Annotated in this window: 23 protein-coding genes; 10 read left to right on the forward strand and 13 right to left on the reverse strand. The window is 58.5% G+C overall.

The features are described from left to right. Window positions 1–22: 22 nt before the first annotated feature. Entirely contained in the window at window positions 23–346 is a 324-nt protein-coding gene (locus ABIE02_RS21215; protein ID WP_059306944.1) for an AzlD domain-containing protein, read from the reverse strand. Beyond that, entirely contained in the window at window positions 346–1005 is a 660-nt protein-coding gene (locus ABIE02_RS21220; RefSeq protein ID WP_223610555.1) for an AzlC family ABC transporter permease, read from the reverse strand. Before ABIE02_RS21220 ends, ABIE02_RS21215 begins: the two co-directional genes overlap by 1 nt. A gap of 101 nt (window positions 1006–1106) precedes the next feature. On the opposite strand from ABIE02_RS21220, the gene ABIE02_RS21225 reads away from it, so the two are divergent. From ABIE02_RS21225 to ABIE02_RS21240, 4 genes are all read left to right on the forward strand, one after another. After that, window positions 1107–1655: a helix-turn-helix domain-containing protein gene (locus ABIE02_RS21225; RefSeq protein ID WP_032615348.1), complete on the forward strand. Its 549-nt coding sequence runs from the start codon at window positions 1107–1109 to the stop codon at window positions 1653–1655. Between the two features lie 21 nt (window positions 1656–1676). Beyond that, a complete protein-coding gene (locus tag ABIE02_RS21230) occupies window positions 1677–2672 on the forward strand; it encodes a substrate-binding domain-containing protein (RefSeq protein ID WP_032615346.1) in 996 nt (331 codons plus the stop codon). A gap of 104 nt (window positions 2673–2776) precedes the next feature. Then, the gene (locus tag ABIE02_RS21235; protein WP_032615344.1) at window positions 2777–4900 is read left to right on the forward strand and encodes an alpha-galactosidase; all 2124 of its coding nucleotides are present in this window, start codon (window positions 2777–2779) and stop codon (window positions 4898–4900) included. 44 nt (window positions 4901–4944) lie between these two features. After that, window positions 4945–6219, forward strand: a complete 1275-nt coding sequence (locus ABIE02_RS21240) for an MFS transporter (protein ID WP_032615342.1) — start codon at window positions 4945–4947, stop codon at window positions 6217–6219. On the opposite strand, the gene rhaM is transcribed toward ABIE02_RS21240, so the two are convergent. From rhaM to rhaB, 9 genes are all read right to left on the reverse strand, one after another. Then, complete coding sequence (gene rhaM / locus ABIE02_RS21245) at window positions 6207–6521, reverse strand: L-rhamnose mutarotase (RefSeq protein WP_150872741.1); 315 nt, start codon at window positions 6519–6521, stop codon at window positions 6207–6209. The genes ABIE02_RS21240 and rhaM overlap by 13 nt on opposite strands. Then, on the reverse strand, window positions 6518–7666 hold the full coding sequence (gene fucO, locus ABIE02_RS21250; RefSeq protein ID WP_150872738.1) for a lactaldehyde reductase: 1149 nt from the start codon (window positions 7664–7666) through the stop codon (window positions 6518–6520). Before fucO ends, rhaM begins: the two co-directional genes overlap by 4 nt. Before the next feature lie 849 nt (window positions 7667–8515). Further along, complete coding sequence (locus ABIE02_RS21255) at window positions 8516–9520, reverse strand: ABC transporter permease (RefSeq protein WP_150872880.1); 1005 nt, start codon at window positions 9518–9520, stop codon at window positions 8516–8518. Then, on the reverse strand, window positions 9520–10521 hold the full coding sequence (locus ABIE02_RS21260; RefSeq protein ID WP_059306946.1) for an ABC transporter permease: 1002 nt from the start codon (window positions 10519–10521) through the stop codon (window positions 9520–9522). The genes ABIE02_RS21255 and ABIE02_RS21260 overlap by 1 nt, the downstream gene beginning before the upstream one ends. Beyond that, complete coding sequence (locus ABIE02_RS21265) at window positions 10521–12023, reverse strand: sugar ABC transporter ATP-binding protein (RefSeq protein ID WP_059306947.1); 1503 nt, start codon at window positions 12021–12023, stop codon at window positions 10521–10523. Before ABIE02_RS21265 ends, ABIE02_RS21260 begins: the two co-directional genes overlap by 1 nt. A gap of 48 nt (window positions 12024–12071) precedes the next feature. Continuing rightward, the gene (rhaS, locus tag ABIE02_RS21270; RefSeq protein WP_032615332.1) at window positions 12072–13058 is read right to left on the reverse strand and encodes a rhamnose ABC transporter substrate-binding protein; all 987 of its coding nucleotides are present in this window, start codon (window positions 13056–13058) and stop codon (window positions 12072–12074) included. A gap of 85 nt (window positions 13059–13143) precedes the next feature. Further along, window positions 13144–13974: a rhamnulose-1-phosphate aldolase gene (rhaD, locus tag ABIE02_RS21275; protein ID WP_059306948.1), complete on the reverse strand. Its 831-nt coding sequence runs from the start codon at window positions 13972–13974 to the stop codon at window positions 13144–13146. A 120-nt stretch (window positions 13975–14094) separates the two neighbouring features. Beyond that, window positions 14095–15354 carry an L-rhamnose isomerase gene (gene rhaA / locus ABIE02_RS21280; protein WP_032615326.1) on the reverse strand — a complete coding sequence of 420 codons (1260 nt, stop codon included), beginning with the start codon at window positions 15352–15354 and terminating at the stop codon, window positions 14095–14097. Further along, window positions 15351–16820: a rhamnulokinase gene (gene rhaB / locus ABIE02_RS21285; protein ID WP_150872736.1), complete on the reverse strand. Its 1470-nt coding sequence runs from the start codon at window positions 16818–16820 to the stop codon at window positions 15351–15353. Before rhaB ends, rhaA begins: the two co-directional genes overlap by 4 nt. Window positions 16821–17120: 300 nt before the next feature. On the opposite strand from rhaB, the gene rhaS (ABIE02_RS21290) reads away from it, so the two are divergent. From rhaS (ABIE02_RS21290) to yiiM, 4 genes are all read left to right on the forward strand, one after another. Further along, entirely contained in the window at window positions 17121–17957 is an 837-nt protein-coding gene (rhaS, locus tag ABIE02_RS21290; RefSeq protein ID WP_032615322.1) for an HTH-type transcriptional activator RhaS, read from the forward strand. 73 nt (window positions 17958–18030) lie between these two features. Then, window positions 18031–18879 carry an HTH-type transcriptional activator RhaR gene (rhaR, locus tag ABIE02_RS21295; RefSeq protein WP_032615321.1) on the forward strand — a complete coding sequence of 283 codons (849 nt, stop codon included), beginning with the start codon at window positions 18031–18033 and terminating at the stop codon, window positions 18877–18879. Window positions 18880–19064: 185 nt separating this feature from the next. Continuing rightward, the gene (sodA, locus tag ABIE02_RS21300) at window positions 19065–19685 is read left to right on the forward strand and encodes a superoxide dismutase [Mn] (RefSeq protein WP_164541155.1); all 621 of its coding nucleotides are present in this window, start codon (window positions 19065–19067) and stop codon (window positions 19683–19685) included. Between the two features lie 76 nt (window positions 19686–19761). After that, window positions 19762–20436, forward strand: a complete 675-nt coding sequence (yiiM, locus tag ABIE02_RS21305; protein ID WP_059306950.1) for a 6-hydroxyaminopurine reductase — start codon at window positions 19762–19764, stop codon at window positions 20434–20436. Window positions 20437–20537: 101 nt separating this feature from the next. On the opposite strand, the gene cpxA is transcribed toward yiiM, so the two are convergent. Together cpxA and cpxR are read right to left on the reverse strand one after the other, a co-directional pair. Further along, on the reverse strand, window positions 20538–21911 hold the full coding sequence (gene cpxA / locus ABIE02_RS21310; protein WP_032615315.1) for an envelope stress sensor histidine kinase CpxA: 1374 nt from the start codon (window positions 21909–21911) through the stop codon (window positions 20538–20540). Further along, entirely contained in the window at window positions 21908–22606 is a 699-nt protein-coding gene (gene cpxR, locus ABIE02_RS21315; RefSeq protein WP_032615313.1) for an envelope stress response regulator transcription factor CpxR, read from the reverse strand. Before cpxR ends, cpxA begins: the two co-directional genes overlap by 4 nt. A gap of 150 nt (window positions 22607–22756) precedes the next feature. Here cpxR and cpxP point away from each other — a divergent pair, with 150 nt between their 5' ends. Next, the gene (gene cpxP, locus ABIE02_RS21320) at window positions 22757–23257 is read left to right on the forward strand and encodes a cell-envelope stress modulator CpxP (protein WP_032615311.1); all 501 of its coding nucleotides are present in this window, start codon (window positions 22757–22759) and stop codon (window positions 23255–23257) included. A 152-nt stretch (window positions 23258–23409) separates the two neighbouring features. Then, window positions 23410–24324, forward strand: coding sequence for a CDF family cation-efflux transporter FieF (gene fieF / locus ABIE02_RS21325; RefSeq protein WP_032615309.1), 915 nt, complete (start codon window positions 23410–23412; stop codon window positions 24322–24324). The last annotated feature ends 9 nt before the right edge of the window (window positions 24325–24333 follow it).

Below are 24333 nucleotides of genomic sequence, written 5' to 3' on the forward strand. Positions count from 1 at the left end.
AGAGCGCCCCCGGGGCGCTTTTTTAATTTATACCTGCCAGACGCAGCAAGGCCGTCACCACGGCTGCCGCGACGATCACCCCAATCAACGGCACCTTGCGCCAGGCCAGAAACACCGCAAAGGCCACACCCAGCACACGCGCCATCCCGGCAAAATGTTCCCCTTCATAGAAGGTGGTCGCCAGCGCCACTGAAAACAGCAGCACCGTTGCTGCATCCGACAGCAGGGCCTGGGCGCGTTCAGACAACGCTAACCGGCTGCCCAGTTTGGCTCCGCCGAGACGCATCAGGTAGGTGCCCGCCGACAGCAGGGCGATGCCGAGAATAAAAACGGTCATGTTTTCCATTATTTTTTCCTCGCCGCGAGGCCAAGCAGAGAGAGCAGCACCGGCAGCCCCACTGGTGCAAAGGGCACGGCGGCCAGCGACAGCGCAGCACCGCTACAGGCGCGGATAAGCGTTGTGCGGTTCTTAAAGGCGGGGACGACTAAGGCCAGTAAAATGGCCGGGAACACCGCATCCAGCCCGATGGTTTCCGGCTCCGGCAGCAGTTTGCCGACCATCGCCCCCAGTAGTGTGCCCAGCGGCCAGATGATGGCGACTCCCAGACCGCAGAGCCAGTAGGCTGCTGTACGCTGTTCCGGCGTTTTTTGCGACAGGCCAAACACCACGCTTTCGTCATTCATGATGTGGCAGCCCAGCAAGCTGGCGCCGCGTTTACCCACCAGATCGCGCACCGTTACGCCAAACGGCACATGGCGGGCGTTAACCAGCAGCCCGGCCGCCGCTGCGGCAAGGGGATTGCCCCCGCTGGCGACGATGCCGATAAACATAAATTCCGATGCACCTGCCAGCACCGAAATGGAGAGCACAAAGGGCACCCACAGCGGGAAGCCATACGCCATCGCCAGCGAGCCGTAGGACATCCCCACAACGCCCACCGCCAGACACACGAGAATAATCGCCTTGATGGTGTCGCCGTTAAGACAAGAGAAAGTCTGTTTCATACATATTTAGCCATATCGAACGAGTATCCATTATAATGAACGCATCACATTCGTTTATCAAGATGAACGATTCGTTCGTTTTATAGAACACGAGACTCATTATGACGCAGCCAATCAGCGTAATCGCTAAAAGTCTGGTGCGGGAGCGCATGCGGACCGGGCTTTCACTGGCGGAAATCGCTCGCCGTGCCGGGATCGCCAAATCCACCCTTTCCCAGCTGGAGTCCGGGAATGGTAATCCTAGCCTCGAAACCTTATGGTCGCTGTGCGTGGCGCTGGATATCCCTTTTGCCCGTTTGCTCGAACCGCAACAGCCCACTACCCAGGTGATCCGCCTTGGCGAAGGGACGAAAGTCATTGCTGAACAGGCCAACTATGAGGCCATTTTACTGGCGGCCTGTCCGCCGGGTGCGCGACGCGATATCTATATCCTGATGGCGCAGCCCGGGGCTGACCGTATTTCCCATCCGCACCCGCCGGGTTCGGTTGAGCATATTGTCATCATGAAGGGAAAGGCGCTGGTTGGTCTCACCGACGCACCGGAAGCGCTCGGGATTGGAGACTATATTTGCTATCCTGCCGACCAGCCGCATCTCTTCAAAGCGCTTGAGCCAGATACCCTGGCGCTTATGGTGGCGGAACAAAACTGACACACGAAGACACGGATAATCATGTCGCTTAAAGCCATTGCTAAAGAACTGGGACTGTCGGTAACGACGGTGAGCCGCGCCCTCAACGGCTATTTTGACGTTTCCAGCGAGACGCGCGCCCGCGTGGAAGCCGAAGCGCAGCGCCGCGGCTATCGCCCGAACACCTTTGCCCGCCGTTTGAAGATGGGCAAAATCGACGCCGTGGGACTGGTCTTTCCGGTGCATCCCGTTCCGCTCAATAACAGCGTCTTTATGGACATGGTCGGCGAAATTAGCCACGAACTGGCGCAACATGAGATCGATCTGCTGTTGATTGCCGATGACGATCTGGCCGACAAACACAGCTACATGCGCATGGTGCAAAGCCGCCGTGTGGATGCGCTGATCGTGGCCCATACCCTGGATAACGATCCGCGCCTCGAGCAACTGCAGGCCGCCGGATTCCCCTTCCTGGCACTGGGCCGCAGCCATCTGCCAAAGCCCTACGCCTGGTTCGATTTCGACAACTATGCGGGCACCTTCAACGCAACCCGGCGCTTAATCGAGGGCGGGCATCAGCGTATTGCGCTGCTGGGTGAGAGCAACAATCAGGCGTTTATTACCCAGCGCCGTCAGGGCTACCTCGACGCCCTGAAAGAAGCGGGCCTTTCCAGCGAATGGCTGCGCACCATGCCTCCTTCACGCCGGGCGGGTTACACCACCACGCAGGAACTGCTGGCGCTGGATGTCGCCCCCACGGCGATCGTCACTGATTGCAACACCCATGGCGACGGCGCCGCAATGGCGCTGGCGCAGATGGGGCGCTTAACAGGCGAGGATGCCGTTGCGCTGGTAGTTTACGATGGCCTGCCGCAGGACAGCATTGTCGATATCGACGTGGCGGCGGTGATCCAGTCCACCCGCCAGGGGGTGGGCAAGCAGATCGCCGATATGGTCCTTCAGCTGATTAACGGCGAAGAAATCAGCCAGCTTCAGGTGCTGTGGCAGCCAGAATTCTCGCCGGGCCAGACGGCATAAATTTCCCCAATATCTAAACCCGATCACAAATCCGAAACGTTTTGGTTTGTATCCGAAACGTTTCGGATCAACACTCAGGATATCCCGATGACAGGAGATGTCCGATGCAAGAGGCAGTATTACGACTCGCGAGCGAAACGGTTGATGTGGTGATCAAAACCCATCCGTTCGCCGAAATTCTTTACTGGGGGCCGCACCTTCGCCACTTTTCGCCGCAGGATGCGGAAACGCTTTCCCGCCCGATTGCCAACGGCAGACTGGATGTTGATTCGCCGGTCACGCTTATGGCTGAACTCAGTCACGGTCTGTTCGGCGCGCCGGGCATTGAAGGCCACCGCCAGGGACGGGATGGCTCGCCGCAGTTCCGTACCGTCGCGGTATCGCAGCAGGGACAAACCCTGACCCTCACCGCCGAAGATGACCAGGCTGGCCTGCGTCTGACCAGTGAGATCGCCCTCGATGACAGCGGCGTACTGGCGATTCGCCACGGCCTGACCAATCTCAAAAGCCAGCCGTGGCAGGTTGACCGCCTGGCCGTCACCCTGCCACTGGCGGAACGTGCCCGCGAAGTTATGGCGTTTCATGGCCGCTGGATCCGCGAATTCCAGCCGCATCGCCTGCTGCTGGAGCACGATAGCTTTGTGATTGAAAACCGCCGCGGCCGCAGCTCCCATGAGCATTTCCCGGCGCTGATCAGCGGCACGCCGGGCTTTAGCGAAATGCACGGTGACGTCTGGGGCGTCCATCTGGGCTGGAGCGGCAACCATCGTCTGCGCGCGGAGGCCAAAACCGATGGCCGTCGTTATTTGCAGGCCGAAGCGCTCTATCTGCCGGGTGAAATGGCGGTGGAGGAGGGCGAAACGCTGTGGACGCCACGCCTTTACGCCAGCTACTCCGCCCAGGGGCTGAACGGCATGAGCCAGCAGTTCCACCGCTATCTGCGTGACAACATCATTCGCTTCCCGGAGAACAAACCGCGCCCGGTACACCTCAATACCTGGGAGGGGATCTACTTTAACCACGATCCTGAGTACATCATGCGGATGGCAGACGAAGCGGCCTCGCTGGGCGTGGAGCGCTTTATCATCGATGATGGCTGGTTTAAAGGGCGCAATGACGACCATGCGGCGCTGGGCGACTGGTATCTCGACGAGCAGAAATACCCCAACGGCTTAACGCCGGTGATTAATCACGTCAAAAGCCTCGGTATGGAGTTTGGCATCTGGGTCGAGCCGGAGATGATTAATCCCAACTCCGATCTGTACCGCGCTCACCCGGACTGGGTGCTGGCCTTACCGGGTTATGAGCAGGCCACTGGCCGCCACCAGTGGGTGCTGAACCTCAACATTCCTGCTGCCTTCAATTATCTGCTGGAGCGCATGAGCTGGCTGCTGGGTGAGCACGCGGTGGACTATGTGAAGTGGGACATGAATCGTGAGCTGGTGCAGCCGGGCCATAACGGCAAAGCCGCTGCCGATGCCCAGACCCGACAGTTCTACCGCCTGCTGGATACCCTGGGCGAACGCTTCCCCCATGTGGAATTTGAATCCTGCTCTTCCGGCGGCGGGCGTATCGATTATGAAGTCCTGACCCGCTGCCATCGCTTCTGGGCATCGGATAACAATGACGCGCTGGAACGCAACACTATCCAGCGTGGCATGAGCTACTTCTTCCCGCCGGAGGTGATGGGCGCACATATCGGTCATCATAAATGCCATGCCACCTTCCGCCAGCACAGTATCGCCTTCCGTGGCCTGACGGCGCTGTTTGGCCATATGGGGCTGGAGCTGGATCCTCTCGCCGTGGATGAGCAGGAGCGCGAAGGCTACCGGCACTATGCGGCCCTGCATAAGCAGTGGCGCGAGGTGATCCACCACGGCACCCAGTGGCGGGTGGATATGCCCGACAGCACCACGCTGGCGCAGGGGATAGTGAGTCAGGACCAGCGTCAGGGGCTGTTCATTGTCAGCCAGTTGGCAATGCCTGATTACACTCTGATGATGCCGCTGCGTATGCCGGGGCTGACAGCCAGCGCGCAGTACCGCATCACGCTGCTCGATCACCCCAATATTCGCCTGACCGGTGAGGGGGGGCACACCATGCGCAAACTGCCGGCGTGGATGGAATCCCCGCAGACGGTGAGCGGCGAATGGCTGATGCAGGCGGGGCTTGCCCTGCCGGTTCTGGACCCGGAAACTGCCATCCTGATTGGCGTTGAACGCGTATAAGGGTAATGGGCCGGGCAACCGGCCCTGTGTTGAGGATAAAAATAATGAATACGACCACCTGTACCCACAAAGACAACCCGAACTTCTGGATCTTCGGATCGTTCTTCTTTCTCTACTTCTTCATCATGGCCACCTGCTTTCCGTTCCTGCCGATCTGGCTGTCGGACATCATCGGCCTGAATAAAACCCATACCGGGATCGTTTTCTCATGCATCTCGCTGTTTGCCATCTCGTTCCAGCCCGTGCTGGGGGTGGTGTCGGACAAGCTGGGGCTGAAAAAACACCTGCTGTGGATCATCGCGGTACTGCTGTTTCTGTTCGCGCCGTTCTTCCTCTACGTCTTTGCTCCGCTGCTGAAGACCAATATCTGGCTCGGGGCGCTGAGCGGTGGGATCTATATCGGCTTCGTCTTCTCGGCAGGGTCGGGCGCGATTGAGGCCTACATTGAGCGCGTGAGCCGCAACAGCTTCTTTGAATATGGCAAGGCGCGAATGTTTGGCTGTCTCGGCTGGGGGCTGTGCGCCTCAACGGGCGGGATCCTGTTCGGGATTGATCCCTCCTATGTGTTCTGGATGGGTTCCGCGGCGGCGCTGGTGTTGATGGTGCTGTTGGTGGTGGCAAAACCGAAGCCTAACCAGACCGCCCAGGTGATGAACGCCCTCGGTGCAAACCAGCCGCAGATCACCGCCAGAACCGTGTTTAACCTGTTCCGCCAGCGCAAAATGTGGATGTTCATTTTGTACGTGATTGGCGTGGCCTGTGTGTACGACGTCTTCGATCAGCAGTTCGCCACGTTCTTTAAAACCTTCTTCGCCACGCCGGAGGAAGGCACGCGGGCATTCGGCTTTGCGACCACCGCCGGGGAGATCTGCAACGCCATCATCATGTTCTGCTCGCCGTGGATCATTAACCGCATTGGCGCAAAAAATACGTTGCTGATTGCCGGGGTGATCATGGCGACGCGTATCATTGGTTCGTCATTTGCGACCACTGCCGTCGAAGTGGTGGCCCTGAAGATGCTGCACGCGCTGGAAGTGCCATTCCTGCTGGTGGGGGCGTTCAAATACATTACCGGCGTGTTCGATACTCGCCTGTCTGCGACCATCTACCTGATTGGTTTCAACTTTGCCAAACAGCTGGCGGCGATTTTCCTCTCCGCGTTTGCCGGGAATATGTATGACCGGATCGGCTTCCAGGATACCTATCTGATGCTGGGCTGTTTTGTACTGGCGGTGACGGTGTTGTCAGCCTTTACGTTGAGCAATAAGCGGGATATCGCTGCCGCGAGCGCGGCAGCGTTAACACATCAGGCCAGGTAAAACACCTCTTGCAGCCCGGTACTCACCGGGCTGTTGTCCGGGTTAGACGGCATCACCTCCCCCATATATTTCCACCAGCGCTGGCAAACGTCGGTATTCGCTACCGCGTTCCAGCGCTCTTCCGATTCGATCTCCACCGTGGCGAACAGCAGGTTGCGGGATTTATCCAGATAAATGGCGTAGTTGTGCGCGCCGTGGTCTTTCAGCAACGCTTCCAGCTCGGGCCAGATCGGGTTGTGGCGACGTTCATACTCCTCGTGTGCGTCAGGGTTTACCTGCATCACAAAGGCTTTGCGGATCATAATGCCTCCAGATAGAGTTCGCGCACCTCGTCACGGCTGGCGCTGCGCGGGTTGCAGGGGGCGCACGGGTCGGCGAGGGCTTTGTCGAGCCAGCCTTCGATGTCGGCTTTGGTGACGCCAAGCTTGCCGAAACCAGAAGGAATACCGACGCGGGCGCTCAGGTCACGAATCGCCTGAATGGCCGACATGCTTGCGGCTTCATCACTCATGCCGCGGGTATCGACGCCCATCGCCTGCGCCACGCGGGCAAACCGTGCCACGGCGTTCGGACGGTTAAAGTTTTCGATAATCGGCAGCAGGATGGCATTGCACACGCCGTGCGGCAGGTTGTGCGTTGCCCCCGGCTGGTGGGCGAGGGCGTGCACCAGCCCAAGCCCGGCGCTGTTAAAGGCCATACCCGCCAGATACTGGCCGAAGGCCATCTGCTCGCGCGCCTCCAGGTTATGCCCGTTGTCTACCGCTTCCGGCAGCCAGTGGGCGATCAGGCGAATGGACTCCAGGGCGTTGGCGTCAGTCAGCGGGTGCGCACCAACGGAGACATAGGCTTCGATGGCGTGGGTCAGGGCGTCCATCCCGGTGGCAGCCGTCACGGCAGCCGGAATGTCGAGCATTACGCTGGCGTCATCCACGGCGATATCCGGGATGATGTTCGGGTCGATAATCACCTCTTTGACCTGCCGTTCGGCGTCGATAATGACCGCGTTGCTGGTCATCTCTGCCGCCGTGCCTGCGGTGGTGTTGATCGCCACCAGCGGCACGCCCGCGTTGATCACTTTGCCGACGCCGGAGTAAGCGGTAGAGGGGCCTGGGTTGGCGGTGAGAATTTTAATCGCTTTGGCGGTATCGATCGGGCTGCCGCCGCCGAAGGCAATAATGTAATCACACTGCGCATCCTGATACGCGGCATAACCCTGCTGCACCAGCGCTTCGGTCGGGTTGGGGAAAACCGCGTCGAACAGGTGATACGACATCTGCTGCGCGTCGAGGGCGGTAAACAGGCTGTCGAGCAGGCCCATTTTTACCAGCTGACCGTCGGTGACAATCAACGCCGTGCCCCACTGTTTGTTTGCCACCAGCTTAACCATATCGCCGATTGCGCCTGCGCCGTGCAGGCTGATTTTAGGCAGCGCCAACATAAAGCTCATGATAATTCTCCTTAATGGTGATTTTGCAAATCTGGGCCCCTCACCCTAACCCTCTCCCCAAAGGGGCGAGGGGACTGTTCCGTGCGGCCTTTCTCCCTCTGCCCAAAGGGGCGGGGGCACTGCACCGTGCGGCCTTTCTCTCTCTGCCCAAAGGGGCGAGGGCGCTGCACCGTGCGGCCTTTCTCTCTGCCCAAAGGGGCGAGGGCACTGCACCGTGCGGCCTTTCTCCCTCTGCCTAAAGGGGGCGAGGGCGCTGCTCCGTGCGGCCTTTCTCTCTGCCCAAAGGGGCGGGGGCGCTGCACCGTGCGGCCTTTCTCTCTCTGCCCAAAGGGGGCGAGGGCGCTGCTCCGTGCGGCCTTTCTCCCTCTGCCCAAAAGGGCGGGGCACTGCACCGTGCGGCCTTTCTCTCTCTGCCCAAAGGGGGCGAGGGCGCTGCTCCGTGCGGCCTTTCTCCCTCTGCCCAAAGGGGGGAGGGGACTGTTCCGTGCGGCCTTTCTCCCTCTGCCCAAAGGAGCGGGGGCACTGCACCGTGCGGCCTTTCTCCCTCTGCCTAAAGGGGCGAAGGCACTGCACCGTGCGGCCTTTCTCCCTCAGCCCAAAGGGGCGGGGGCGCTGCACCGTGCGGCCTTTCTCTCTCTGCCCAAAGGGGCGAGGGCGCTGCACCGTGCGGCCTTTCTCCCTCAGCCCAAAGGGGCGAGGGCGCTGCACCGTGCGGCCTTTCTCTCTCTGCCCGAAGTGGCGAGTGCACTACACCGTGCGGCCTTTCTCTCTCTGCCCAAAGGGGCGAGGGCGCTGCACCGTGCGGCTTTTCTCCCTCTCCCCTTTGGGGAGAGGGCAGGGGTGAGGGAATTACATCCGTCTTCGCTGCATAATCCGGCGGGTGATAATCGGCAGGGAGATCACCACAATCAGCATGGCGCCGATGATCACTGACATCACAATGCCCGGCACGTTGAGCAGGCTCAGGCCAAAGGTGACCAATCCCATCAGGAAGGCGGCGATAATCACGCCCACCATGCTGCCGGAACCGCCGAGAATATTGACGCCGCCCAGCACCGCCATGGTCACCACCGCCAGCTCCCAGCCCATCGCAATGGTCGGGCGGGTACTGCCCAGACGCGAGGTAAGCAGCACCGAGGCCAGCCCGGCCATCAGCCCCACCAGGGCAAAGAGGATCAGGTTGTGACGCTTCACGTTGATGCCGGAATACCAGGCCCCGGTCGGGTTATTGCCGATGGCGTAGGTGCGACGCCCGAAGTTGGTCTTGTGCAGCAAGAAGGCAAACAGGATGGCCAGCACGATAAAGAGCGCGAACTCAAACGACAGCGCGCCCCAGACATACCCCTGACCAAACCAGGCGAAGCTCTCCGGCCAGGTGTTCAGCGCCTGGTCGCCCAGCAGAATGTAGGTGATGCCGCGATAGAGGCTCATGGTGCCGATGGTGATCACAATCGAGGACAAGTTAAAGCGGGTCACCAGCAGGCCGTTGAACAGCCCGCACAGCAGCCCAACGCCTAAGCCCACGCAGACCAGCAGCGGTGTATCCAGCCCGGCCGCCGCGCAAAAGCCCATCACCGTGGAGCTGAGGGCGATAGTGGAGGCCACCGACAGATCAATTTCCCGGGCGATAATCAGCATTGCCATCGGCAATACGATGATCGCTTTTTCGGTAAAGTTGAACGTTGCATCCGACAGGTTCCAGATATCGAGGAAGTAAGGAGAGGCGAGGGCGTTACCCACGAATACCGCCAGCGTTACCGCCAGCAGAAAACCTTCCCAGCACAGCAGGCGCTGGAAGATGCCCGCCGGGGCGGGGGCATGTTTAATCTCTTCAGACGTCATTATTTTACTCATCATCTCACCGCCTGTTTCTGACGAGCCAGCGCCGCATCGCGCAGGATCAGCCGTCCTTTGCGTTTGTTGCCACGTTCATTGAGCAGCACCGCAATCACGATCACCGTCCCGGAGATGGCCATCTGCCAGAACGGCGACACGCCAATCACCGGCAGGGCGTTGTTGATCACCCCGAGGAACAGCGCCCCGCACAGGCACCCCAACACCCGGCCCGTACCGCCCATGGTGCTGATGCCGCCGATGACGCAGGCCGCTACCACCTGCAGCTCAAAGCCGTTTGCCACATCGACATAGGCCACCGCAAAGCGCGAGATCCACAGATAGCCGCAGAACCCGGCCAGGGCCCCGGAGAGGCAGAAGCTGACGAACTGCATTTTTCCGGCGTTGATCCCGGTGTAATAAGCCGCCGTGGCGTTACCGCCTGCGGTGTACAGTGCGCGCCCGGTACGGCTGTAGCGCAGGAAATAGCCCACCAGCAGCAACGCGGCAATGGCGCACCAGCTCAGCACCGGCAAGCCCAGCACCGATGCCCGTGGCAGGCCGAGGAAATCGGCACCCATCTGGTTGGAGTTCACCCAGCCGCCGCCGGAGAGCAGAAAGATAATCCCGCGGTAGATGCTCATGGTGCCCAGCGTCACCACAATCGCCGGAATGCCCATTTTCCATACCAGAAGGCCGTTGATGATACCCATCAGCAGGCCCAGCGCGGTCGCCAGGATCAGCAGCGCCCAGACCGGCACATCGGGGTAATGGAAGTTAATCAGGGCGACAATCATCCCGGTCAGCGCCAGGTTTGCCGCCATCGACAGGTCAATGCCTTTGGTGAGCAGCACCATCATCTGCCCGAGGGCGAGAATGATCAGAATGGAGGTGTCGTTAAATATCTCCACCAGGTTGCCCGGAGCGATAAACGACGGGGCACGCGTGCCGATGGCGATAACCATCAGCACAATCACCGCCGCCAGTAATGCCTCGCGGTGTTTAAGCAGCTGTTGCACCATTATGCGGCCTCCTGTCTGGCACCGCTGGCGGCGCTGACGATGGTTTCAGCCGTTGCGCCCCCCGCCTGATATTCCGCCACCATTAACCCTTCATGCATGACGATGATCCTGTCAGCCATGCCCATCACTTCCGGCAGTTCGGAGGAGACCATGATCACCGCCAGCCCCTGGCCGACCAGCTCGGACATAAACTGATGCACCGCCGCTTTGGAGCCGATATCGATCCCTTTGGTCGGTTCATCGAGGATGATTACGTCCGGGTGGGTTGCCAGCCACTTGCCGATCACCACTTTCTGCTGGTTGCCGCCAGAGAGAGTTTCGACCGCCTGTTTCCAGCTAAAGGCTTTTACTTGCAGCCGCTTCGCATATTCGTCTGCCAGTTGCCACTCGCGATCGTCATTCAGCACGCCGTTGGCGTTGAGTTTGTTGAGCTGTGGCAGGCTGATGTTCTGCGCAATCGACAGTTCGATAATCGCCCCCTGCTTCTGGCGCTCTTCAGGCACGCAGACGATCCCGGCTTTGATGGCATCCGCTGGCTGGCGGAAATGCTGTTCTTTACCGTTCAGCACAATGCTGCCGGAAGAAGGGCGCGAGACGCCGGAGAGCGCCTGCATCAGCTCGGTACGCCCGGCGCCCACCAGCCCGTAGAAGCCGAGGATCTCACCTTTGCGCAGGGTAAAGGTGATGTTCGCGAACTCGGTCGGGTGGCAGAGATCCTGCACCTCGAGCACGATATCGCCTTTTTCGCATTCCACCTTCGGGAAGGTCTGGGTAATGGCGCGGCCTACCATCATCGCCACCATCCGCTCTTCGGTGATGTCATTGATGGCCCCCGCGCCGACAAACACGCCGTCGCGCAGAATGGTGTAGTGATCGGCCAGTTCAAAAATCTCGTCGAATTTATGCGAGATAAACAGGATCGCTTTCCCTTCCTGCTTTAAACGTTCCACGATCTGATAGAACTCAAGGATTTCGTGCTGGGACAGGGCCGCCGTCGGTTCGTCGAGAATAACGACCTGCGCGTCAAACGACAGCGCCCGGGCAATTGCGACCATATGGCGCTGGGCGATGCTCAGGGTTTTCAGCGTCGCGCGGGGGTCAATCTGCACCTCCAGACGGGTGAGGATCGCCTGCGCCCGGCGGTGCATTTCCGGCCAGTCGAGCTTTTTGAAAATGCCTTTATACAGATACTGACCGACAAAAATGTTTTCGGTGACCGACAGCTCATCGAACAGGACGGTCTCCTGGTGAATCGCGGTGATGCCCACCTTATGCGCCGAGTCGGGGGTCGGCAGCTGTATAGGAATGGCTTTGTAGAGGATCTCGCCCTCGTCGGGCTGGTAGATGCCGGTCATCACTTTGACCAGCGTCGATTTGCCCGCGCCGTTTTCACCGATCAGAGCGGTGACTTTGCCGGGCCAAAGTTCAAGCTGCACGTTCTCAAGCGCGCGTACACCAGGGAAAACCTTGGTGATGCCATTGAGCGCCAGTAATGGGGTCATGATAGTTCTCCACTTGTATCCCTCTCCCACAGGGAGAGGGAAAAGGAATCAGAAGATTTTTGAGAACTTATCAATGTTGCTGGCATCGTAAACAAATGGCTCAGCCATTGCGCCGCTGCCGTCGGCATCCAGCTTCACTTTGCCCAGTTTGCCCATGCTGGCTTCTTCTTTGGTCGCCGTGCCTTTCACCAGATCATCCGCTAAGTAAGTCGCGGCATAACCGAGGTCGATCGGGTTCCAGATGGCGAAGCTCTTGCTGGCACCGGATTTCACCGCGCCCGCCATTTCAGATGGCAGGCCGAGGCCGGTCACGTACACTTTGCCGATCTTGCCCTGATCTTTCACCGCCTGCGCTGCCGCCACGATGCCGACCGACGACGGAGAGACGATCACTTTCAGGTCCGGGTAGGTTTTCAGCAGGCCGACCGCTTCGCGGTAGCTCTTATCCGACAGATCGTCGCCATAGGCCACGGTCACCAGATTGACGGACGGGTACTGTGGCAGCACCTTTTTCATCTCGGCAATCCAGGTGTTCTGGTTGGTGGAGGTCGGCGTGGCACTCAATACCGCCACATCGCCTTTTTCCACGTTCAGCGCTTTCAGCGCTTCGGCCGCCAGCTTGACGTTAGTCTCGCCAATCAGCGCGTTATTGGAAGGGTTAAGGTGGATCTGGCGCCCGGCTTTCGCCACGCCGGAGTCCCACGACACCACTTTGATCCCGCGCTGCATCGCTTTTTTCAGCACCGGCACCACGGCATCAGGATCGTTGGCGGAGATGGCGATCGCATCCACCCCCTGCGCGATCAACCCGTTCAGCACTTCGATCTGGGCTTCGGCGGTGGTGGTGGTTGGGCCGGTATAGATCACTTTAACATCACCTAACTCTTTGGCTGCCTCCTGGGCACCCACGTTTGCCGCTTCGAAGAAGCCATTACCTAACGATTTCGCCACCAGGGCGATTTTAACTTCAGCTAAAGCAGAACCGGACAACGCCAGGGCGGCAACGGTGAGGATCAAGCTTGTCTTTATTTTCATTGCTTTTACTCCACTTAATGAGGTGATTTGTGTAGGGATTGCAGGTGTAGCTTCGCCCCGTCTCAATGAGCGGGGCGCGATGTTCTTATTTGTACAGATCTAACGCGGACTGCATCGGGTTGACGCCAAAGCGTTTGCCCAGCGCAATCAGTTCTTCCCGGGTGATGGTCTGCTTCATGCCACCCATCGAATAGACTTTTACCAGCACTTCGGCAGACTTCTCGGCGGTGTCGATCAGACCAAAGGTTTCATCAAGCGTCGGGCCGCTGCCGAACACGCCGTGGAACGGCCACAGCACCAGCGAGTGTTTTTGCATCTGAATCGCCGTGGCTTCGCCGATTTCATCCGTACCGGGTACCATCCACGGCAGAATGCCCACGCCATCCGGGAACACCACCAGACACTCGGTGCTGCCTTCCCACAACTGACGGGTGATAACGTCGGTGTTGTTCTCCAGCACGAAGGTCAGGGCAATCAGGTTGGTGGCGTGGCAGTGCATAATCACGCGATCTTTCCCGCCGGTGACTTTGATACGCTCACAGTGGGAGAGGAAGTGGGACGGCAACTCAGAGGTTGGCACCGCTTCGTCAGTCAGCCCCCAAAGAATGTGGTAGCCCGCGCCGTCGCTGTCCACTTTTACCACCCCTAAATTCGCGGTGGGATCAAGCTGGACGTTGCGGAAGAACTTGCCGGAACCGGTAACGATAAACGGCGTATTGGCGAGCAGCGGCATCGGCTGGCTCAGGGCGATATAGCGCGGTTTGGCGTGGAAGTCGGCTTCATACGGGGCGATATCCGCCTCGTCCAGGCGCAGCGTCAGGTTGCCGCCGTTGCGCTCGTCCCAGCCTTTCAGCCAGGCGTCGGAGGTGGCTTTAATCATGCCCTGGACGAACCAGGCGTCGATAATGGTCTGCATAGTCTTTCATTTCCTGTTAAATCGGGGTGGGGTTTCCCCTCACCCTGACCCTCTCCCCAAAGGGGCGAGGGAATGGTGTGATCCCGCTCTGTCAGGGAGAGGGCAGGGACGAGGGTTGTCTTACCCGCGTTGGCTCAAAATCTCTTTCTCATACGCCCGGACGTTATCCAGCCACTGGCTGCCTGCCGGGGCGTCGTTGCGCTGGCAGTACATCTCCCATACCGCCTGCCATGGCAGTGATTTTTGCTCCTCCAGCAGCGCCAGACGCGCGGTGTAATCGCCCGCGGCTTCCAGCGCACGCAGTTCGGCGGTTGGCTCCAGCAGGGCGCGCAGCAGGGCTTTCTTCATGTTGCGGGTACCAATAACCCAGGCCGCGATGCGGTTGATGGAGGCATCAAAGAAGTCGAGGCCGATGTGCACCCGGTCGAACAGGTCATGGCGAATAATCTCGCTGGCGATGGCCTGGGTTTCGTCATCCAGCAGCACCACGTGGTCGCTGTCCCAACGTACCGGACGGCTAACGTGCAGCAGCAGGTGCGGCACATAGAGCATGGCGGCTGAAATTTTGTCGGAGATCACTTCTGTCGGATGGAAGTGGCCGGCGTCCAGGCACAGCGCGGTCTGACGGCTGGTGGCGTAACCCATGTAGAATTCGTTAGAGCCGACGGTGTAGCTCTCGGCACCAATGCCGAACAGCTTGCTCTCCACGGCGTCGATGTGGTGCGCCGGGTTCAGCTTTTCGCTAATCACTTCATCCAGCGCCGCCAGCAGACGCTGACGCGGGGCGAGGCGGTCCACGGTGATGTCTTTCATCCCGTCCGGGATCCAGATGTTCATCACCGATGGCGTGCCCAGCTGCTCGCCAAAGTACGCCGACACGCGGCGGCTGGCCTTCACGTGGTCGATCCAGAACTGACGAATTTCGTCATCGGCGTGGGCGAGGGTAAAGCCGTCGGCGCTCAACGGATGCGAGAAGCAGGAGGGGTTAAAATCCAGCCCCAGCTTGTTGGTTTTCGCCCACTCGACCCAGTTCTTAAAGTGTTCCGGCTTGATGGCGTTGCGATCGACCGGCGTGTCGGACTCCAGATAGATAGCGTGCAGATTCAGGCGTTTTGGCCCCGGGATCAGGCTCAGGGCCAGCTCCAGATCGGCCCGCAGCTCGGCGGCGTTACGCGCCTTGCCCGGATAGTTACCTGTGGCCTGGATGCCGCCGGTCAGCGCACCGCCTGGGTTCTCAAACCCGGCGACATCATCGCCCTGCCAGCAGTGCATAGAGACGGGCAGACGGTCGAGCTGACGCAGAGCCTCCTCGACATCCACGCCCACGGCGGCGAAACGCTGTTTAGCCAGTTCCCAGGCTTGTTCAAGTTGAGTGGTCATGCGCAAAGCTCCTTAGTCGGTCGTTGTTGCTGAAACTGCGTGCGGTAGCGGGCAATCTCATGATCGGGATGAGGGATAAAAGTGGTCAGGCCGTAATTGCCGGTCACCACCTGTCGGAACTGGTCCACGTCGGCCAGCTCGTCGAGGGTCACCAGCTGGATGCCAATATTGCCGAGGGTGGAGGCCTCAACCGGCCCGGCTAACACCGTGATGCCGCAGGCGTTGGCGCACAGCTGGTTGAGCAGATGGTTCTGGCAACCGCCGCCAACAATGTGCAACTGGCTGAACGGCTTGCCGCGCAGGGTCGCCAGCTCGTGCAGCACCTCGGCATACAGCAGGGCGAGGCTGTCGAAGATGCAGCGCGCCAGGTCGGCGGCGCTCTCCGGTACGGGCTGGGCGGTCTCGCGGCAGGCGGCCTGGATCTCGGTGCTCATATTGGCCGGGTTGATAAAGCGATCGTCATTGGGGTTGATCAGGAAACGGCACGCCGGAAGGGTTTCCGCCTCACCGATCAGGGCGGTCAGGTCGCTGATGCGTTGCTCTTTCAGCACCCGCTGCAGCAGCCATAAGCCCATTATGTTTTTCAGCACCCGGTAGCGGCCTTCGGCGCCGCCTTCGTTGGTAATATTCGCTGCCAGCGCGGTATCGCTGGTGTAGGGCGTTTTGCTCTCAAAGCCCATCAGCGACCAGGTGCCGGAGGAGAGATAGGCCGCATCCTGAGAGGCCAGCGGGGCGGCGATAACCGCGCTGGCGGTGTCGTGGCTGGCGACGGCCACCACCGGGATAGCGTTCTCCTGCGGGCATGTCCAGTGACCGATCACGTTGCCCGGATGGGTCGGGGTGCCAAACCAGTCGCGCGACGCACCCGTCCAGTTGAGCAGGTTCTCGTCCCAGGAATCGGAATTGATGTTTACCAGCTGGGTGGTGGTGGCGTTGGTATATTCCCAGTTCATCTGGCCGGTGAGACGGTAGCTGAAGTAGTCGGGGATCAGCAGGGCATGGGCGACGTTCGCCACCAGCTCCGGCTGCTGTTCCACCAGGGCGCGCAGCTGATACAGGGTATTAAACGGCAGAAACTGAATGCCGCTGCGGCCATAGATTTCGGCTTTCCCGAGCTGCGCCAGCGCATGCGCCATCACCCCGTCGGTGCGGCTATCGCGATACGAGACCGGCAGGCCGACGCGGTTACCGTTGCCGTCCAGCAGGACGTAATCCACGCCCCAGGTGTCGATCCCGATGCTGTCGATGTGAATGCCTTCTTCACATACCTTATTTAGCCCGGTACGGATCTCCGCTTCCAGAGTGTCGATATCCCAGCAGTCAAAACCGTCCTGTTTTTGCAGGCAGTTCACGAAACGGTGGATTTCGCGCAGCTGAAGGGTGCGCTGCTCGCGATGGTAGCTCGCCAGCATTACGCGGCCGCTGGATGCGCCTAGATCGACAGCCACACAATGGCGAAAAGTCATGGTCCGGTCCTTCCTTTAGTCATTACCGGACAGTGTAAAAAAGGGAAGCGTCGGCGACCTTCTTACCACTGACAGCGCATTTCAGGCGCTGGCAAGAAAGCAAAGATGAACGTGAGGAAGTTCACATTTTCCGCTAATAGCGCGGCTCTCAGGGGATGTGACGGTGGGCGCATTTCCAGATCTTTCCCGCCTTTTCTTGAAAAAGCGACAGGCTTTGCGCCATTTGCTGTCGAAAATTTAAGGTCAGCCGGGAAACCCTAAATTACTATTTTGAGAACTTTTATCATCTGGTGACCCGTTATGACCGTACTGCACAGCGTGGATTTTTTCCCTTCAGGCCACTCGCCTGTGGCGATTGAGCCGCGGCTGCCCCAGGCTGCGTTTCCAGAGCATCATCATGATTTTCATGAGATTGTGATCGTGGAGCACGGTACGGGTATCCATGTTTTCAACGGGCAGCCTTATACCATCAGCGGCGGCACGGTGTGCTTTGTGCGCGACCATGATCGGCATATGTATGAACACACCGATAACCTGTGCCTGACCAACGTGCTGTATCGCTCCCCGGAAGCGTTCCAGTTTTTGTCGGGGCTGAACCAACTGCTGCCTCAGGAGCAGGACGGCCACTATCCGTCGCACTGGCGGGTAAACCAGGCCACGCTACAGCAGGTGCGCCAGCTGGTCAGCCAGATGGAGCAGTCCGAAGAGGGGCAGACTACCCACGCCCTCGCCAGCCGCGAGATCCTGTTTATGCAGCTGCTGGTGTTGCTGCGTCGTGGCAGTCTGGTGGACGGGGCGGCGGATAACGACGCGCGGCTCAACCAGTTGATGGCGTGGCTGGAAGATCACTTCGCCGAAGATGTCTGCTGGGAGACGCTGGCAGATAACTTTTCCCTGTCGCTGCGCACGCTGCATCGCCAGCTGAAGCAGCATACCGGGCTGACGCCCCAGCGTTATCTCAACCGGCTGCGCTTAATCAAAGCGCGCCATCTGCTGCGCCATACCGACGAGAGCGTTACCGATATCGCCTATCGCTGCGGTTTTGGCGACAGTAACCACTTTTCGACCCTGTTTCGCCGGGAATTTGACTGGTCCCCGCGCGACATTCGCCAGGGCCGGGATGCGATGCTTCAGTAACGCGAGGAAAATCACCGTTTTACTGCCGCAAAGCGGGTAATAATGTCAGGTTATTCACCGTTGAGGTTGTGATGTGGCCGGACAGTTGATTCTTCGCAGAGCTGATTTTTTTGCCTCCACCGCGCAGGCCGTCGCGGTGGCGGACCGCTATCCGCAAAATGTCTTTGCCGAACATACTCACGATTTTGGCGAACTGGTGCTGGTGTGGCGCGGTAATGGCCTGCATGTCCTCAACGATCGCCCTTACCGCATCACCCGGGGCGACCTGTTTTACATCCGTGCGGAAGACAAACACTCCTACGCCTCGGTCAACGACCTGGTACTTCAGAACATCATCTACTGCCCCGACCGACTGAAGCTCAACGTCGACTGGGCGGCCAACATCCCTGGTTTCCTCAAAGCGGGCAACACCCCGCACTGGCGGCTGGGCAGCAACGGCATGACGCAGGTGCGCCCGGTGATTACGCAACTGGAGCAGGAGAGCCTGAAGACCGATCCCCACGCATTCGATATGGCCGAGCTGCTGTTTGCACAGCTGACGATCATGCTCAAACGCTACCGTTACGCCCCGGATAACCCGGCCGCCAGCGAGCCGGAAGCACTGCTGGATAAGCTGATCACCGCCCTGGCGGGCAGCCTGAACCGCAGCTTTGTGCTGGAAAAGTTTTGCGAGCAGGAGCAGTGCAGCGAGCGTGCCCTGCGCCAGCAGTTCCGCACCCAGACCGGCATGACGGTAAACCACTACCTGCGCCAACTGCGAATCTGCCATGCGCAGTATTTGCTGCAACATACCGAGCTGCTGGTCAGCGAAGTCGCCATGCAGTGCGGCTTTGAGGACAGTAACTATTTTTCGGTGGTGTTTAACCGTGAAGTGGGGATGACCCCGGTTCAGTGGCGACACCGCAGCCATAACGCCGCGTAATAGATTGTTTGCTCCCCCCTGCGCATCACCGCACGCCCCGCCAGATCAGTCACATAACGAAAAGTTATAACCTTATTAAAACTACGGCATTGATAAACATTTTCAATATCATTTAATTAACTATAATGAACCAACTGCTTACGCGGCATTAACACGTTTGCCGCCCGACAATAATGGAGATGATTATGAGCTATACCCTGCCATCCCTGCCGTACGCTTACGACGCCCTTGAGCCGCATTTCGACAAGCAGACGATGGAGATCCATCACACCAAACACCACCAGACTTACGTTAACAACGCCAATGCGGCGCTGGAAAGCCTGCCAGAATTCGCTAGCCTGCCTGCTGAAGAGCTGATCACCAAACTGGATCAACTGCCAGCTGACAAGAAAACCGTTCTGCGTAACAACGCTGGCGGCCACGCTAACCACAGCTTCTTCTGGAAAGGCCTGAAAACCGGCACCACCCTGCAGGGCGACCTGAAAGCCGCTATCGAGCGCGACTTCGGCTCCGTTGATACCTTCAAAGCTGAGTTTGAAAAAGCCGCTGCTACCCGTTTCGGCTCTGGCTGGGCGTGGCTGGTACTGAAAGGCGACAAACTGGCTGTGGTTTCCACTGCTAACCAGGACTCCCCGCTGATGGGTGAAGCTATCTCTGGCGCATCCGGTTTCCCAATCGTGGGTCTGGACGTGTGGGAACACGCTTACTACCTGAAATTCCAGAACCGTCGCCCGGACTACATCAAAGCCTTCTGGGACGTGGTGAACTGGGACGAAGCAGCAGCACGTTTCGCCGCTAAAAAATAAGGTTGCAAAGCCGTCTGTGAGAAGCGAGTCTGATGACTCGCTTTTTTTATACCCACAATCTGCGTAAGGAGCCGCGATGAATCATCCCGTTAACGTATTTATCGGAAAAATAAAGGATTACGAAGGCAGCCGCCCGAGCGCGATTGCCAAACTGCAGGTTGACGGCGAACTCTCCCTCACCGAAAAAGGGCTGGTGGGCGATGAGCAGGCGGAGAAGAAAATCCACGGCGGGCCGGATCGGGCGCTGTGCCACTATCCACGCGAGCACTATGCATTCTGGGCCAGCGAATACCCTGACCAGGCCGGGCTTTTTGTCGCCCCGGCATTTGGCGAAAACCTGTCAACCGAAGGACTGACCGAGAAGAACGTCTTTATCGGGGATATCTTTCGCTGGGGCGAGGCCTTGATCCAGGTCACCCAGCCGCGGTCTCCCTGCTTCAAGCTCAACTTCCACTTCGGTATCAGCGATATCGCTACGCAGATGCAAAATGCCGGGAAAACCGGCTGGCTGTATCGGGTGATTTTAGCAGGGAAGGTCGAAACGGATGCGCCGCTGACGCTGGTCTCTCGCCTGAGCGATGTGTCGGTGTATGACGCCTGTGCTATCGCCTGGCATATGCCGTTTGATGATGAGCAATATCACCGTCTGCTGTCGGCGGCGGGGCTATCCACCAGCTGGACCAGAACTATGCAGAAGCGGCGACTTAGCAACAAGATCGAAGATAATTCACGGAGATTGTGGGGGAAGTAAGCTGGGTAAAACGGAGTCTCCACCCGGCTTTTTGCCTCTGCGCCTGTTACTGCCCGGTAGCGCTGCGCTTACCGGGCTTGCAACATAGAGTCAGCGTAAAACTAAGAACGCTTGTGCAACGGTAGCCAGAGCGTTAACCGCAAGCCGCCCAGCGGACTGTCATCGGCTTTCACCCAGCCACGGTGCTGCTGCATCGCGGTTTCGACAATCGCCAGACCCAGCCCGGTGCCGCCGGACTCACGGTCACGCGCCTCGTCGGTACGGTAGAACGGACGGAAAATCTGCTCGCGATCTTCCGGGCTGACGCCAGGGCCATCGTCATCAACGTTGATGGTGATGCCGTCTTTGTCCACCGAGAACGCCACCTCGATTTTGGTATGCGAATAGCGCAGGGCGTTACGTACAATATTCTCCAGCGCGCTTTCCAGCGTGTTGGGGTTACCGTACAGCGGCCATGGGCCTGGCGGGAAGTTGACGGTAAAGGATTTTCCCATCTGCTCCGCTTCGAATGCCGCGTTATCCAGCACCTCGTGCCACAGGTGGTTGGCTTTCACCGTCTCGCTGACCAGCGCGTTTTTCTGCTGATTGCGGGACATGACCAACAGGTCATTGATCATGCTGTCCAGACGATGCGCTTCGGTTTCGATACGCTCCAGCTCTTTGCTCTCTCCGCTACGGCGGCGCAGCAGGGCGGTGCCCAGTTGCAGACGCGTCAGCGGGGTGCGCAGCTCATGAGAAATATCAGAGAGCAGACGCTGCTGGGTGGTCATCATCCGCTCGAGCGCCGCCACCATCTGGTTGAAGCTGGCCCCTGCCGCCAGGAACTCCTGTGGCCCGGCTTCCAGCTCCGGGTGCTGTCGCAGGTTGCCCTGCGCCACTTCATCCGCGGCGTTTTTTAACTTACGTGCGGGTTTCGCCAGGCTCCACGCCAGCCACAGCAGCAGCGGTGAACTCACCAGCATGGTAACAATCAGCAGCAGCAGCGGGCGGTCAAATAGCAGGTTGATAAAATCGGACTGGGAGTTGCTCGCCGGGCGAATCAGGTAGAGCTGATAGTTATCTTCCCCGTCATTGACGGAGAATGGCCCTACCATCTCTACCCGACCATATTTTTTCTTTTGCGGATGATCGGCGTTATCCGCCTGGCCAATGAAGTTGCGGATAATTTGCATTTCATTGCGGTCTGCCCCGATTACGCGGCCTTCGCTGGTCACCAGCAGCAAGCGTTGTCCCGGCGGCGCCCATTTTTCGATAGCGCGAAACAGTCTGCGCCACCACATCAAATCATTGGGCGGATCGATGGCCAGCTCTGCTTCTACGTGCTGCTCGATCATCACACCCTGACGTTGCTCGCTATCAAGAAGCTCCGTCATCTGGCGTGAGTCGAGTTTGGGTAACATCAAAACCAGCATTAAAACCAGTGCCAGCGTCAGCCAGAAGATGGCGAAGATGCGGGCGGTTAAGCTGCCTATCATGAAGCGGACACCATCAGATAGCCGCGTCCACGCAGGGTTTTAAACCACGGATGACCATCCTTGCGCTCCGGTAATTTGCGGCGCAGGTTGGAGATGTGCATATCAATTGCCCGGTCGAACGGCGTCAGGCGTTTACCCAGCACTTCCTGGCTCAGATGCTCACGCGATACCACCTGGCCCAGATGCTGCGCCAGCAGATAAAGCAGCGTGAATTCGGTGCCGGTGAGTTCCAGCGCCTGGCCGTCGAAGCTGGCTTCCTGGCGGCCTGGATTCAGGCTCAGGGAGTCGACTTCAAGGGTTGGCGAACCGCTGTCGGTGTTTTGCTGCTGCTCGCTCCAGTGGGAACGGCGCAGGATCGCCCGAATACGTGCCACCAGCTCACGGTCGTTAAACGGTTTAGGCAGATAGTCATCGGCCCCCAGCTCAAGGCCAAGTACACGATCGAGTTCGCTACCGCGCGCGGTCAGCATAATTACTGGGGTCTGGTGCGTCTGGCGCAGCTCTTTAAGGGTGTCGATACCGTTCTTCTTCGGCATCATGACGTCGAGCAAAAGCAAGTCGATGCTATCGTCGAGTTGACTCAGCGCCTGCTCCCCGTCGTGGGCTACCGACACGTCAAAGCCTTCCATGTCGAGCAACTCCTTTAAAAGGGATGTCAGCTCTCGGTCATCATCAACTAACAGGATTTTATTCATTGTTTAAATACCTCCGAGGCAGAAATTACGTCATCAAGGCTATCTAATCCATGACTTTACGTTGTTTTACACCCCCTGACGCATGTTTGCAGCCTGAATCGTAGACTGTCTCTCGTTGAATCGCGACACGAAAGATTTTGGGAGTAAGTGATGCGCAAAGTTACCGCTGCTGTCATGGCCTCAACGCTGGCGTTTAGTGCATTTAGCCAGGCTGCTGGAGTCATCACCGGCGATAACCGTCTCTCAGTGGAGGGCATCGCGCAGCAGAGTGCCCAGGGCCATATGTTCGACGGCATAAGTTTAACCGAACATCAGCGTCAGCAGATGCGAGATCTCATGCAGCGGGCTCGTCATGATCAGCCCCCTGTTAATGTTAGCGAAATGGAGACAATGCATCGCCTTGTCACCGCAGAAAATTTTGATGAAAACGCTGTGCGCGCTCAGGCCAACAAAATGGCGCAGGAACAGGTTGCCCGACAGGTCGAAATGGCTAAGGTCCGCAACCAGATGTTTCACCTGCTAACGCCCGAGCAGCAAGCGGTTTTGAACCAGAAACACCAGCAACGTATGGATCAGTTGCGCGAGGTTGCACGGATGCAGAAGAACGCTGAATCGACGCTTTTTAGTAGCAATACCCGTAGTAACCAGTAACCCTGTTTTCCTTGCCATAGACACCATCCCTGTCTTCCCCCACATGATGTGGGGGTTTTTTTTGCCCGTCATTAAATTTCGTTAACCGTTTATTCATCTTATTGACGCCCCTGCATCCGTTATACTAGCGGCATAGCGTGACAGGAGTGTTTATGAATCAATCCTATGGACGGCTGGTAAGCCGGGCCGCACTTGCTGCGACGATCATGGCGTCGTGCCTGTTAATCATTAAAATTTTCGCGTGGTGGTACACCGGTTCCGTCAGTATTCTGGCAGCGCTAGTCGATTCGCTGGTCGATATTGCCGCCTCGCTCACTAACCTGTTGGTCGTGCGTTACTCGCTGCAGCCAGCGGATGAAGAGCATACCTTTGGCCACGGCAAAGCGGAGTCGCTGGCGGCGCTGGCGCAAAGCATGTTTATTTCCGGTTCGGCGCTGTTTCTCTTTTTGACCGGCATTCAGCACCTGTTTACCCCGACGCCAATGAAAGATCCCGGCGTGGGCGTGGTGGTGACGGTAATAGCGCTTATAAGCACATTGGTTCTTGTAACGTTCCAGCGCTGGGTTGTGCGTAAAACGCAAAGTCAGGCGATACGGGCCGATATGCTTCATTATCAGTCTGATGTTATGATGAACGGCGCGATCCTGATCGCGCTCGGTCTGGCCTGGTATGGCTGGCACCGGGCCGATGCGCTATTTGCGTTAGGGATTGGCTTTTATATTTTATACAGTGCGTTGCGCATGGGGTACGATGCGGTGCAATCACTGCTCGATCGCGCATTGCCAGACGCAGAACGGCATGAAATCTTCGAAATTGTGACCTCCTGGCCAGGCGTCAGTGGCGCTCACGATCTTCGCACGCGGCAGTCAGGGCCGACCCGCTTTATTCAGATTCATTTAGAAATGGAAGATAACCTGCCGCTGGTTCAGGCACATCTGGTGGCTGAGCAGGTTGAGCAGGCGATTTTGCAGCGTTTCCCGGGGTCAGATGTCATTATTCACCAGGATCCCTGCTCAGTCGTACCTAAGCCAGGCAATGGACATTTGAGCTTTCGTAATTCGTTGTAAAAAAGTGAA

The sequence above is a fragment of the Leclercia sp. 1548 genome (genome assembly GCF_050435045.1).
Lineage (GTDB): Bacteria > Pseudomonadota > Gammaproteobacteria > Enterobacterales > Enterobacteriaceae > Enterobacter > Enterobacter adecarboxylatus.

Coding starts and splice junctions, on each gene's coding strand:
- yiiM (WP_059306950.1), top strand. CDS start 19,762: ATGAATCATCCCGTTAACGTATTTATCGGAAAAATAAAGGATTACGAA.
- rhaB (WP_150872736.1), bottom strand. CDS start 16,820: ATGACTTTTCGCCATTGTGTGGCTGTCGATCTAGGCGCATCCAGCGGC.
- cpxA (WP_032615315.1), bottom strand. CDS start 21,911: ATGATAGGCAGCTTAACCGCCCGCATCTTCGCCATCTTCTGGCTGACG.
- ABIE02_RS21255 (WP_150872880.1), bottom strand. CDS start 9,520: ATGAGTAAAATAATGACGTCTGAAGAGATTAAACATGCCCCCGCCCCG.
- cpxR (WP_032615313.1), bottom strand. CDS start 22,606: ATGAATAAAATCCTGTTAGTTGATGATGACCGAGAGCTGACATCCCTT.
- rhaD (WP_059306948.1), bottom strand. CDS start 13,974: ATGCAGACCATTATCGACGCCTGGTTCGTCCAGGGCATGATTAAAGCC.
- rhaS (WP_032615322.1), top strand. CDS start 17,121: ATGACCGTACTGCACAGCGTGGATTTTTTCCCTTCAGGCCACTCGCCT.
- ABIE02_RS21230 (WP_032615346.1), top strand. CDS start 1,677: ATGTCGCTTAAAGCCATTGCTAAAGAACTGGGACTGTCGGTAACGACG.
- ABIE02_RS21220 (WP_223610555.1), bottom strand. CDS start 1,005: ATGAAACAGACTTTCTCTTGTCTTAACGGCGACACCATCAAGGCGATT.
- ABIE02_RS21265 (WP_059306947.1), bottom strand. CDS start 12,023: ATGACCCCATTACTGGCGCTCAATGGCATCACCAAGGTTTTCCCTGGT.
- ABIE02_RS21225 (WP_032615348.1), top strand. CDS start 1,107: ATGACGCAGCCAATCAGCGTAATCGCTAAAAGTCTGGTGCGGGAGCGC.
- ABIE02_RS21260 (WP_059306946.1), bottom strand. CDS start 10,521: ATGGTGCAACAGCTGCTTAAACACCGCGAGGCATTACTGGCGGCGGTG.
- sodA (WP_164541155.1), top strand. CDS start 19,065: ATGAGCTATACCCTGCCATCCCTGCCGTACGCTTACGACGCCCTTGAG.
- cpxP (WP_032615311.1), top strand. CDS start 22,757: ATGCGCAAAGTTACCGCTGCTGTCATGGCCTCAACGCTGGCGTTTAGT.
- rhaS (WP_032615332.1), bottom strand. CDS start 13,058: ATGAAAATAAAGACAAGCTTGATCCTCACCGTTGCCGCCCTGGCGTTG.
- ABIE02_RS21235 (WP_032615344.1), top strand. CDS start 2,777: ATGCAAGAGGCAGTATTACGACTCGCGAGCGAAACGGTTGATGTGGTG.
- ABIE02_RS21215 (WP_059306944.1), bottom strand. CDS start 346: ATGGAAAACATGACCGTTTTTATTCTCGGCATCGCCCTGCTGTCGGCG.
- ABIE02_RS21240 (WP_032615342.1), top strand. CDS start 4,945: ATGAATACGACCACCTGTACCCACAAAGACAACCCGAACTTCTGGATC.
- rhaA (WP_032615326.1), bottom strand. CDS start 15,354: ATGACCACTCAACTTGAACAAGCCTGGGAACTGGCTAAACAGCGTTTC.
- fieF (WP_032615309.1), top strand. CDS start 23,410: ATGAATCAATCCTATGGACGGCTGGTAAGCCGGGCCGCACTTGCTGCG.
- fucO (WP_150872738.1), bottom strand. CDS start 7,666: ATGAGCTTTATGTTGGCGCTGCCTAAAATCAGCCTGCACGGCGCAGGC.
- rhaM (WP_150872741.1), bottom strand. CDS start 6,521: ATGATCCGCAAAGCCTTTGTGATGCAGGTAAACCCTGACGCACACGAG.